The following is a 10547-nucleotide window of genomic DNA, read 5'->3' as shown; positions in this document are numbered from 1 at the left end:
ACGCTTCGCGCTGGCGGTGCGCCGCGGCCGACCCGGCACCCCACAGAGGGCGCTTCGCCTCCTTTTGCGGTGCGCCGCGGCCGAGCCGGTGCCTGGAGGGCGCCACGCCTCGCGCTGCCGGCGGTCATGCGGCCCCCTCAACGAGGGGCGAACGCTGCGCTTCGCGGAGGGGATGCTGGACTGGCGTGGCCCGTCGCTGACGGTCATCTCGCCGGGCTAGAATGCATGCTTTCACGATGACCGCTCGCTCATGCATACGTTTGTGTTCCCTGCCATGTTCGTTCTCGCGTGCGCTGCACTGCCGCTGCCGGCGTCCGCCGCACTAGCCGCCACTGCAGGCGCCGCGCTGGGCGCGCCGCCGCTGAGCGGGCCGTATGCGGTCGGGCGTGCTCAGTGGCAGTGGACCGACCGCGGCGCCCACCACGCGCTCGTGCTCTATCCCGCGGCCGGCACCTCATCGACGCTGACAAATCCGTCCGGCACCACGCCGCCAGCTCAGCTCACGGCCCGCTACGGCGCCGCTGGCGTCGCCCAGCTGGCCGCCTTGCAAGTCCGCTCCGTGCCTGGCCTCGCGCCCGCCAGTGTCGCCGGTCCGCGCCCCGTGCTCGTGTTTGCCTCCGGCGCCCACCAGAAGGCCGGCGACTACACTGTCCTGCTCGAACAGATCGCCAGCCGCGGCTACGTCGTCGTCGCGCTGGACGCACCGGCTGCCGGCGAACCCTACGCGTCCACCGCGGACGAGATCGCATCGGCGTTGCGTGAAGTCGACCGCCAGCGCGCCAACGGCCCCTGGGCCGACCGGCTCGACGAACCTGCGGGCGCCTTCGGCCATTCCATCGGCGGCGCCGGCGCGGTGCTGGCCCTGGCGCGCAACCCGCGCCTGCGTGCCGCCTTCAACCTCGACGGCGACTTCACCGGTGCCGCCGAATCCGCGCGCCCCGTGAAGCCGGTCGCCGTGCTGCAAACCGAAGCCCCGCCGCGCAGCTGGCTCGGCGCCCTGGCTGAACGCCGTTCCGAACAGCGCCGTGCCGATATCTGGAAACAGGTACGCAGTGCCGCCCGTGAGACCATCCTCCTGTCCGCCCGCGGCCTACGCCACGCCAACTTCCTGGATGCCGCCCTGATCGCGCCATCCGCAATGGACGCGAAGCAGCGCGCCGAACGCTTCGGCACCATGGATGGCACACGGGGATTGCTGATGACAGCCGATGTCGTGACCAGCTGGTTCGACGCCGCGCTCGGCAAAGGCCAGCCCGTCGCAGCTCTGCGCGCAAGCGCGGCGCGCTATCCCGAGCTCAGCCTGCAATAACGACGGGTCGCCGCCTGCCGGCTCGCGACCGCCGCCGACCGACGACCAGCCACCGGCCACCGGCCGCTTCACGCCGGCTTGCGACCGCCGGCTGCCTGACACTGGCCTCCGGCTTTCGATGACGGAACCGCCTATGCGGCCCTCGCAGTCGCTCCTGACTTGGCCGGCTTGCCTGATGCGCGCGGCTTTGCGGTCTGCCGCTTGCGCGCGGCCTTGGCTGGCTTCGCAGCGGGCGCCGCCTCGGTCGCCGCCTGCAAGCGCTTCTCGAGCAAGGCCAGCACCGCCGCTTCCTCCGGCTCCAGCTGATGCACTTCCTCGATCAGCTGCTCCTCCGCGCGCGCCCGCAACCCCTCCAGCATGATCCCGTCCATGTAGGCCTCCAGCACGGCCGGATGCACATAGCATTTGCGGCACACGGACGGCGTGTTGCCGAGCTTTTCGGCCACGTGCTCGATCGCCCGCACCACATTCTTCTTGGCCTGCGCCTGCGAATCGAACTTTTCGAACTCCTGCAATGCCAGGGCCGCCAGAACGGTCCCTGCCCAGGTGCGGAAATCCTTGGCCGTATAGTCCTCGCCCGTGATGGTGCGCAGGTAGTCGTTGACGTCCGCCGAGCCCACCGTGTGCGGCTCGCCGTCCTCGTCGATGTACTGAAACAGATCCTGGCCCGGCAAATCCCGCGTGCGCTGGATGATGCGGGCCAGCCGCCGGTCCTCCACCTTCACCGAGTGATACACGCCGCTCTTGCCGCGGAAGCGGAATTCGACCTCGCTGCCGTCGATTTTCACGTGCCGGTTGCGCAAGGTGGTGAGTCCGAACGACTTGTTCTCGCGCGCGTACTCCTCGTTCCCGATGCGCATCATGGTGGCCTGCAGCAGGTAGACGATGGTGGCCAGCACCTTCTCGCGTGGCAGCCCTGGCAGCTTGAGCGCCGCATCGATCTCCTTGCGGATCAGCGGCAGGGCGCGGCCGAAGCTGAGCATGCGCTCGTACTTCACTTCGTCGCGCACGCTGCGCCAGCGCGCGTGGTAGCGGTACTGCTTGCGGCCGCGCGCATCGCGCCCCGTGGCCTGCAGGTGGCCGTTGGCCGACTTGCAGATCCACACGTCGGTCCACGCCGGTGGAATCGCCAGCGCCTTGATGCGCGCCAGGGTGTCCTCGTCCGTGACTTCTGCGCCGTCCGGCGCGAAGTAGCGAAAGCTCTTGCCGTCCGGCCCGGCGTCGCGGCGCAGACCCGCCGTCCCGTCGCTGACATAGCGTAGCCCGGCCGCCTTGGCGGCCGCAGGCGGATCGCTCAGCTCCTGGACGAGCGGGGAGAGTGTAGCGGGAGTCGCAGGATCTTCAGTTTTCATCGGACGGGCTTTGGCAAGCGCGCACAGGCACGCGCCTGCATGGTAGCCCGTCCCAGCGGAGCCCGGCGTCCCGCATGCCGCCCCGCCCCGGTAGCGAAATCCGCTACCGGGGTCAGGCCCCGGAGTTTTTTTTCGATATCAGAACAGCAAGGCGCAACTGCTTGATTTGATGAGGAAAAAAAGAGGTGGGGTCAGGGCTTGTCTATGGGAGGCACGCCTGACCCCGGTGGGGTAGGGGGTTGAATTGATGGGCGAAAAAAGGGGCGGGGTGCGGCAGGGGGAGGTCGGCCGGGCCCCGGGTGGCAGCTAGCGCGACTTGGCGTCGATGTGGTGGCCCCAGGCCGGCAACTCCAGCGGACGGGTGCGGCCGGGGAGGGCGACACGCTGCGCCGTGCCGGACAGGTTGACGGCGACGGTCACGACGTTCTTGTCCTTCTGGCGGCGGAAGGCGAACACCTTGCTGTTGTCGGTGGGCAGGACCTCGGCCTTGGCGCCGTACTGGCCGTTCCACAGCGCCGGGTTGGCGTGCTTCAGCTTGAGCAGCTGGGCGTAGAAGCCGGCCAGCGGGTAGCCCTTCCAGTCGATCGGGTCCTTCTGGAAGAATTCGATGCGCTTGTCCAGCTTGCCCTCCTGGCCGCCGTACACCAAGGGCATGCCGGGCAGGGTGGCGGCCAGCACCGCCATCGCGGGCGCAGCCGGGCCGTACAGCTCGACGTCGCTGCCTTCCCATGAATTCCAGTCGTGGTTGCTCGTGAAGCGCATGCGGTAGGCGTCCGCCGGGAACACCAGCTTGGGTTGTTCGATGAAGGCCTTCAGCGCGGACGCGTCGGCCTTGCCCTTGGCGATGGCCTTGAAGATCTCGCCGCTGTCCCAGCCGTAGGTCATGTCGAAGGCGGCGGCGTGCAGTTCGGGCTTGTCGGACTCAGCCAGCATGAAGACCGGTTTGACGCGGTCCAGCTTCTGGCGCGCTTCGTTCCAGAACGGGGTCGGCAGGTTGCCGGCAACGTCGCAGCGGAAACCGTCGATATCGGCCTCGCGCAGCCAGTAGCTCATGGCCTCGATCATGCCCGCCCACAGGTCTTTGTTGCTGTAGTCCAGGCCGACCACGTCGGTCCAGTACTCGGGATTCGGCGAATCCGGGTTCCAGGTCACGGCGTAGATCTCGCCCTTGGCGTTCTTCTTGTACCAGTCCGGGTGCTGCGTCACCCACGGGTGGTCCCAGGCGGTGTGGTTGGGCACCCAGTCGATGATTACGCGCATGCCGAGCGCATGGGCCTGCTTCACGAGCTTGCGCAGGTCGTCCAGCGTACCGAACTCGGGATTGACGGCGGTGTAGTCGCGCACCGCGTAATAGCTGCCGAGCGGTCCCTTGCGGTTCTTTTCGCCGATCGGGTTGATTGGCATGAGCCACAGGATGTCCACCCCCATCTTCTTCAGCCGCGGCAGGTGCTGGGCGAAGGCGTTGAACGTGCCTTCCTGGGTGTACTGGCGGACATTCACCTCGTAGATGTTGGCGTTGCGCGACCAGGCGACATGGTCCATGGCGTAGGCGGGCGCAGTGGGCAGGGCGAGCAGGGCAGCGGACAGCAGCAGGGCTGGCAGGCGGATCATTGAGGTCTCCTGTGGATTCTTGCAAACGATTGCAATGACAGATTCTAGGGGAACTCTGCGTTGCGGCAAAGCTGTTTAACGGAGGAACCAAAAATCGTTAAGTACTTAACGCAAAACGGAAATTCGTCCATTTGGGCGTTCCGAATGTGAGCCATTTGACAGAAGGACGATCAGGCTCGGGCGATAACGTCACCATGAACCGAGTTAGCGTGATCGAGGTAGTGCCATGAAGCCCGCCACCCATATCGCGCTCGCTGTGCTCACCCTTGCAGCAGCGGGCGCTTCCGCCCAGGAAGGAGTCACCGTCTACGGCGTCGCCGATGCCGGTGTCGTGAACGAACGCGGCTGCGTTGCGCCAGCCTGCGGCACCGGCACCAAGGTCAGCAGCGGTATCGCGAGCGAATCCTTTGTCGGCATCCGCGGCGCGGAACGCGTCGGCGGCAATGTCGACGCGGTGTTCGGCCTGGAAGCGGGCGTGCGCCTCGACACCGGCAAGTCCCAGCAAGAGGGCAAGCTGTTCAACCGCCAGGCCTACGTCGGCCTGCGCTGGCCGACCACCTCGCTGACCCTGGGCCGCCAATACACGCTGGACTACCTGACCCTGGCCGACGTGGCCGACCCCTTCCATGGCGGCATGGCCGGGGCTGCGACCAACCTGATGAGCTATTCCGGCAAGCGCATGGACAACAGCATCCGCGTCGAAAACCTGAGCGATGGCGGCGTGTTCACCGCCGCGACCTATGGCTTTGGCGAACGCAGCGGCGATTGGCGCGCCAACCGCAACTGGGGCATCTCGCTCGGCTTCACGCGCGGTGCGCTGACGATCCGCGCGGCCCACCAGAACCGCAACGTGACCGACACCACCATGATCATGCCGGTGGGGAACAGCTACGACTCACGCAACAGCATCATCGCGGCCAACCTGAACCTGGGCAAGGCGACGGCTTATGCGGCCTTCGGCATCAACAAGGGCAGCGGCAACCTGACGCTGTGGAATCCGGACAATCCATACAGTGCCTCGGTCAGCAGCACGCCGTCGACGGACAGCCGGGACATCCTGGTCGGCCTCGCCATCCCGCACGGCGCCACCACCTTCCTCGCCTCGTACATTCGCAAGAACGACCGCGACCCGGCCAACCGGGACGCCGACCAGATCGCGATCGGCGCAAGCTATGCGGTGTCGCGGCGCACGGATTTTTATGCGGCCATCTCGCGCATCAGCAACAAGAACGGTGCCGGGTACACGGTGGGCAACGCCTCCGAGCCCGGCTCCGGCACCAAGGCCGTGAACATTGGCATGCGGCACGCGTTCTGATCCTCAGGACGCGGCCCATGCCCCCACAAGGAGTCATCATGACAGGAACCAGTACTCTCGATCCCGACAACTTCCCGCAATCGCGCGACCGCAGCGTCGGCCGTGGCCATGGCACGGACGCGCTCGGCCCGAGCGACACTTCGGACAGTGGCAGCGACCTGAAAGGCGCCTCCGGCATGGCCCAGCAGGACGTGCTGGATCTCGGCAGCGGGACCACCTCGGACATCGAAAGCAGCACCGCGCGCGGCACCGCCGGACCGGACGTCGGTGATGCCAACCTGGACAGCGACACCGACGCCGGCGGCACCGGCGAGCGCGCCGCCGTGGGGCGCGACGCGGACGTCGAGGTTGGCGCAGACATCATGCCCGACCAGATCATCGAGGTGCCGGACACGGACCTCGACCAGGACGAGGGCAAGCACCGCTAACGCTGCCCGGCTCAAACGCAATAGCCACCGCGCGGTGGCTTTTGTTTTGGCCGGAGCGGCCCTGCCCACATGGCCGACACCGCGACGCCATGAAAAAAGCCACCGTCGAGGTGGCTCTTGCCTGGATGCCGGAAGCGTCAGCGGAAGGCCGCCAGCGCACTGCGCAAAGTCCCGCCGCGGCGCTGGTACGACCAGGCCCCCAGCAGGGCCGCGCCTCCGATCAGCGCCGTCAGCAGGATCGGCTTGGACCGCAGCGACACCGCCGTGTACGGGCAGTGTTCCGCCACATGATGCCCATTGGCGCCATTCCGCTGCCGCAGCGCATTGTCCGGATCGGGTGCATGCAGGGCGTCGCGCCGGTTCGGGCTGCTCATCTGCTCGGACTGCTGCTGCTTGAACATGGACATCTCCATGTACTTGTCGAACACGCGCGGCATATGGTGCGAGCCGACCGACACGGCCTTGGACGCGCCGCCCACGAACACGTCCCGCTTGGGATGCTGGGCCGCGTACAGGATGGCATCGGCCACCAGCTCCGGCGCATAGATCGGCGGCGGCAGGGCCGGTTCCTTGTCCATGTAGTTCTTGGCGTGCACCGTGAACATCGTGTCGATGGCGGCAGGGCGGATCAGCGTGACCGAGATCGGCAGCTTGTCCTTTTCCAGCTCCATGCGCAGCGAATCGGTGAAGCCCTTCACCGCATGCTTGGAGGCCGAGTACATGCCCTGCAGGGGCACCGCGCGGTCCGACACTTCGCTGCCGAGGTTGATGAGCGCGCCACCGCGCTCCTTCATGATCCTGACCGCTTCCAGCGAGCCGTGCACCACGCCCCAGAAGTTGGTCTGGAACAGACGCTGCGCGTCTTCCAGCGCGATTTCCTCGTGCTTGCCGAAGATCGAGATGCCCGCGTTGTTGATCCAGGTGTCGATGCGGCCGAAGCGCTCGGTCGCCTGCTGCGCCACGCGCTGCACGTCTTCCTGATTACCGACGTCCGCCGCGCAGGCCAGTGCCTCGATGCCTTGCTGGCGCAGTTCTTCGGCCAGCTGGTCCAGTGCGTCCTGGTCACGCGAGACCAGGACCAGCCGGGCGCCCTGCTTGGCGGCCATGCGCGCCGTGGTGAGGCCGATGCCGCTGCTGGCGCCGGTGATCAGTACGACCTGGTCCGACAGCTTTTTGAGTTTCATGATCCATCCTTTCCGTGCCTGAGTCGCTCAGCGCTCAGTGTAGGATGGATGGGCCGCGCGACCGGTTACGATACCTTTGCGAAAGACGGGGGCTCAGGCCGCGCGCGAGAGGATCAGCAGCCAGCGGCGGAACAGCAGCACTTCCACGTGGCCACGCTCCAGGCCGGCATCGCACTCGATCACCGGGTTCACCGCGTAGAAGCGCTTGCGGAAGTCACGGGTGATGAGGAGCTCGCGGCGGCCGATGCGCAGAACGAACGGGGCCGGGGCGTATTCGAGGCCGAAGGTGGAGTTCAGAGTCGTCATGGTTGTGCTCCTCATTGATGTGCGTTGATCGGATGACCAGAGAATAGCACAACTACTGTATAAATCCACAGGTACTGTATAAATTTCCAGTCGATGTGGTTTTTTTGCCATGAACACCTGTACAGCCCCATGACCCCGCTCCGCCCGCACCGCGCCGCCACCCTTGCGCTGCCTGCGCTGCTGCTCTTCGCGTCCCTGGCGCTCGCCGTGCAGACCAAAACAGCCGCCGCCATCGACCTGGCCATCTCCCACTGGATGGAACACCATGGTCAACCATGGCTCACCCGCCTGCTGTTCTGGGTCACCGACGCCCACCAGCCGATCGGCATCCTGCTGCTGGGCGCGGTGCTGCTCGCCTGGCTCTGGCGGCGCGGTGAACGGCGCTGGTGCGCGCTCGTGATCGCGGCCGTACCGGGCGGCATGCTGCTCAACGTTTTGCTAAAGTGGACTTTCCAGAGGGCCCGCCCGGAGTTCGGCGAACCGCTCGTCCATCTGCTGACCTATAGCTTCCCCAGCGGGCACACGCTGGGCGCGACCGTGTTCTACGGCGTGCTGGCCGTCTATCTGCGGCAGCACGCGCGGAACCCAACAGCGCGCGCCGCGCTCGCCGTGGCCGCGCTTGGCATGGTGCTGCTGGTCGCGCTGAGCCGCCTCTACCTGGGCGCCCATTACCCAACCGATGTTCTGGCCGGCATGGCCGAAGGATGCGCGTGGCTGACGATTTGCATGACCGTGATCTCGAACTGGCGGAGCCCAAGGCCCGCTGGCGCACCGTCCAAGTCATCGTGAATGGCAGCGCGGGGCAGGGCCATGACGACGAAGTCAAGCGCAAGCTGCTGGACCTGTTCACCCGCCACGGGCTGCAGGCGGAGGTCACGCTGGCCGGCAGCGGCGAAGAGATGATCGCCACCGCGCGCCGCGCGCGGGAGGAGGGAACGGACGCCGTCGTGGCCGGCGGTGGCGACGGCACCATCAACGCCGTGGCATCCCAACTGGCCGGGACCCGAATCCCGTTCGGCGTTCTCCCGCTCGGCACGCTCAACCACTTCGCCAAGGACCTCGGCATTCCGCTCGACCTCGAACAGGCGGTGCGCACCGTGGCGGAAGGCCGCCTGAAGGCCGTCGACGTGGGCGAAGTCAACGGCCGCATCTTCCTCAACAACTCCAGCCTGGGCCTGTACCCGGACATCGTGCGCGACCGCGAAATGCAGCAGCGCCGCCTGGGGCGCGGCAAATGGGTGGCGGCCGCCTGGGCCACCGTGGCCGCGCTGCGCCGCTATCCCTTCCTCGCGGTGCGCGTGAAGACGGAGCAGACCGAGAAAGTGCGCATGACGCCCTTCGTCTTCATCGGCAACAACGAATACAGCATGGAAGGGCTGTCGATCGGCATGCGCAACACGCTCGATGACGGCCAGCTGAGCCTCTACATCGCCCAGCGGCCGGGCCGCCTCGGCCTGCTGCGCTTCGCCCTGCGCGCCCTGTTCGGCCGCCTGGCTCAAGCGCGCGACTTCGACGTGCTACTTGTGGAAAATATGGAAATAGAGACCCAGCATGCGCGCTTGCGCGTCGCCACCGATGGCGAAGTCTGCTGGATGGAGACGCCGCTGCGCTACCGCGCGCGCAAGGGCGCGTTGACGGTCATCGTGCCGCCGGCGAGCGAGCGGGCAACACAGGCATAAAGGAGCACCCATGCGTACCCTGGTTCATCTGTCCGATCTGCATTTCGGGCGTATCGATGAGGAACTGCTGGACCCGCTGGCGGGTCTGGTGAATCAATTGCGGCCGGACGTGGTCGTGGTCTCGGGCGACCTGACCCAGCGCGCCAAGAGCGAGCAGTTCGCGCAGGCCCGCGCCTGGCTGGACACCTTGCCCGGGCCGCAGATCATCGTGCCGGGCAACCATGACATCTCGCTGTACAACGTGTACCGCCGCTTCTTCGAGCCGCTCACGCGCTACAAGCGCTACATCACCGAGGACCTGGCGCCCGTGTATGTGGACGAGGAGATCGCCGTCATCGGCATCAACTCGGCGCGCTCGCTGACCTTCAAGGACGGGCGCATCAACAAGGAGCAGATCGGGCTGATCCGCTCGCACTTCGAGTCGCTGCCGCCGGAAGTGGTGCGGGTGGTGGTCACCCACCATCCGTTCGAGCTGCCGGATGGCCATGACGAGGAAGACGACCTGATCGACCGCGCGCCGCTGGCGATGCAGGCGTTTGCCGAATGCGGCGTGGACCTGCTGCTGTCGGGCCATCTGCACGCGAGCCAGTCGAAGAGTACGGCGGACCGCTACCACCTGGACAATTTTGCAGCGGTGGTGGTGCAGGCCGGGACGGCGACCTCGACCCGCGGGCGCGGGGAGGTGAACTCTTTCAACGTGGTGAAGGTCGACCATGACCGGGTGGACGTGGACCGCTACGGCTGGGACATGCTGGGCAAGCACTTCTCGCCGCTGTCCACGGAGACCTTCCTGCGCTCGGCCAATGTGTGGGCGGCGCACGCCGAGGGATTGCTGGCGGCCGGCATCTGATCCGGCCGTCCGGCCCCTGGAGAGGGGGCATGCTGGCGCGGCGCGCGCGTCGGTACTGCGTGACCGGGCGGCTTCCGTTACCATGGCGCATTTTTGTTCGGACGGGAGTACTCCATGAAGGTTGTGGTCGCGGGCGCGCTGCTCGCTTGGCAGGCAGTGGCGGGTGCGCAGGATGCAGTGCGCGTGGGCGAAGCGGAGTTCAAGCGCAGCTGCGCAAGCTGCCACTCGGTCGATGCGGCGCTCACGCCGATGGCCGGGCCCGGCCTGCACGGCGTGGTCGGGCGCAAGCTCGGCACGGCGCCCAGGTTCAGCTACAGCGATGCGATGGCGGCGGGCGGTGAGGCGGGCGCCGTGTGGACCAGGGAGATGCTGGCCGCGTTCATCGCCGACCCGGGCGCCGTCGTCCCGGACACGGCCATGCCAAGCCCCGCGCTCAACGAAGCCCAGCGCAGCGCCGTGGTCGCCTACCTCGCCAGCCTGAGCGGGGCCGCGCCCGCCGCCGCGCCCAAAGCC

General features: G+C 67.1%; 11 protein-coding genes. 7 read left to right on the top strand and 4 right to left on the bottom strand.

Annotation, left to right across the window (positions count from 1 at the left end):
* Positions 1-250: 250 nt before the first annotated feature.
* The gene (locus E4L96_RS06380; RefSeq protein WP_135206383.1) at positions 251-1309 is read left to right on the top strand and encodes a poly(ethylene terephthalate) hydrolase family protein; all 1059 of its coding nucleotides are present in this window, start codon (positions 251-253) and stop codon (positions 1307-1309) included.
* Between the two features lie 131 nt (positions 1310-1440).
* Here the strand turns inward: E4L96_RS06380 and E4L96_RS06375 are convergent, their stop codons facing one another.
* Together E4L96_RS06375 and E4L96_RS06370 are read right to left on the bottom strand one after the other, a co-directional pair.
* The gene (locus E4L96_RS06375; protein ID WP_135206382.1) at positions 1441-2661 is read right to left on the bottom strand and encodes a DNA topoisomerase IB; all 1221 of its coding nucleotides are present in this window, start codon (positions 2659-2661) and stop codon (positions 1441-1443) included.
* Between the two features lie 306 nt (positions 2662-2967).
* A complete protein-coding gene (locus E4L96_RS06370; protein ID WP_135206381.1) occupies positions 2968-4272 on the bottom strand; it encodes an alpha-amylase family glycosyl hydrolase in 1305 nt (434 codons plus the stop codon).
* A gap of 226 nt (positions 4273-4498) precedes the next feature.
* On the opposite strand from E4L96_RS06370, the gene E4L96_RS06365 reads away from it, so the two are divergent.
* Both E4L96_RS06365 and E4L96_RS06360 read left to right on the top strand, forming a co-directional pair.
* Positions 4499-5587 carry a porin gene (locus E4L96_RS06365; RefSeq protein ID WP_135206380.1) on the top strand — a complete coding sequence of 363 codons (1089 nt, stop codon included), beginning with the start codon at positions 4499-4501 and terminating at the stop codon, positions 5585-5587.
* A gap of 38 nt (positions 5588-5625) precedes the next feature.
* Positions 5626-6015 carry a hypothetical protein gene (locus tag E4L96_RS06360; protein ID WP_135206379.1) on the top strand — a complete coding sequence of 130 codons (390 nt, stop codon included), beginning with the start codon at positions 5626-5628 and terminating at the stop codon, positions 6013-6015.
* Between the two features lie 137 nt (positions 6016-6152).
* Here the strand turns inward: E4L96_RS06360 and E4L96_RS06355 are convergent, their stop codons facing one another.
* Both E4L96_RS06355 and E4L96_RS06350 read right to left on the bottom strand, forming a co-directional pair.
* Positions 6153-7199, bottom strand: a complete 1047-nt coding sequence (locus tag E4L96_RS06355; RefSeq protein ID WP_135206378.1) for an SDR family oxidoreductase — start codon at positions 7197-7199, stop codon at positions 6153-6155.
* A gap of 93 nt (positions 7200-7292) precedes the next feature.
* The gene (locus tag E4L96_RS06350; protein ID WP_135206377.1) at positions 7293-7505 is read right to left on the bottom strand and encodes a hypothetical protein; all 213 of its coding nucleotides are present in this window, start codon (positions 7503-7505) and stop codon (positions 7293-7295) included.
* 129 nt (positions 7506-7634) lie between these two features.
* Between E4L96_RS06350 and E4L96_RS06345 the strand changes: the two genes are divergently transcribed.
* From E4L96_RS06345 to E4L96_RS06330, 4 genes are all read left to right on the top strand, one after another.
* Positions 7635-8294 (top strand): phosphatase PAP2 family protein, encoded by a 660-nt coding sequence (locus tag E4L96_RS06345; protein ID WP_229414262.1) that lies wholly within the window; start codon positions 7635-7637, stop codon positions 8292-8294.
* Positions 8249-9184, top strand: a complete 936-nt coding sequence (locus tag E4L96_RS06340; protein WP_370660729.1) for a diacylglycerol/lipid kinase family protein — start codon at positions 8249-8251, stop codon at positions 9182-9184. Before E4L96_RS06345 ends, E4L96_RS06340 begins: the two co-directional genes overlap by 46 nt.
* Positions 9185-9194: 10 nt before the next feature.
* A complete protein-coding gene (locus E4L96_RS06335) occupies positions 9195-10034 on the top strand; it encodes a metallophosphoesterase family protein (protein ID WP_135206374.1) in 840 nt (279 codons plus the stop codon).
* Between the two features lie 114 nt (positions 10035-10148).
* A partial coding sequence (locus E4L96_RS06330) for a c-type cytochrome (RefSeq protein WP_135206373.1) occupies positions 10149-10547 on the top strand: 399 nt, incomplete at its 3' end.

Origin of the sequence: Zemynaea arenosa, assembly GCF_004614185.1 — a bacterium.
GTDB classification, from domain to species: Bacteria; Pseudomonadota; Gammaproteobacteria; order Burkholderiales; family Burkholderiaceae_D; genus Telluria; species Telluria arenosa.
This window is presented reverse-complemented; position numbering and strand designations above follow the sequence as displayed.

Bases quoted from the DNA above. Each gene is read 5' to 3' on its own strand.
- E4L96_RS06350 (WP_135206377.1), bottom strand. From the start codon at position 7,505: ATGACGACTCTGAACTCCACCTTCGGCCTCGAATACGCCCCGGCCCCG.
- E4L96_RS06355 (WP_135206378.1), bottom strand. From the start codon at position 7,199: ATGAAACTCAAAAAGCTGTCGGACCAGGTCGTACTGATCACCGGCGCC.
- E4L96_RS06335 (WP_135206374.1), top strand. From the start codon at position 9,195: ATGCGTACCCTGGTTCATCTGTCCGATCTGCATTTCGGGCGTATCGAT.
- E4L96_RS06345 (WP_229414262.1), top strand. From the start codon at position 7,635: ATGACCCCGCTCCGCCCGCACCGCGCCGCCACCCTTGCGCTGCCTGCG.
- E4L96_RS06370 (WP_135206381.1), bottom strand. From the start codon at position 4,272: ATGATCCGCCTGCCAGCCCTGCTGCTGTCCGCTGCCCTGCTCGCCCTG.
- E4L96_RS06365 (WP_135206380.1), top strand. From the start codon at position 4,499: ATGAAGCCCGCCACCCATATCGCGCTCGCTGTGCTCACCCTTGCAGCA.
- E4L96_RS06360 (WP_135206379.1), top strand. From the start codon at position 5,626: ATGACAGGAACCAGTACTCTCGATCCCGACAACTTCCCGCAATCGCGC.
- E4L96_RS06375 (WP_135206382.1), bottom strand. From the start codon at position 2,661: ATGAAAACTGAAGATCCTGCGACTCCCGCTACACTCTCCCCGCTCGTC.
- E4L96_RS06380 (WP_135206383.1), top strand. From the start codon at position 251: ATGCATACGTTTGTGTTCCCTGCCATGTTCGTTCTCGCGTGCGCTGCA.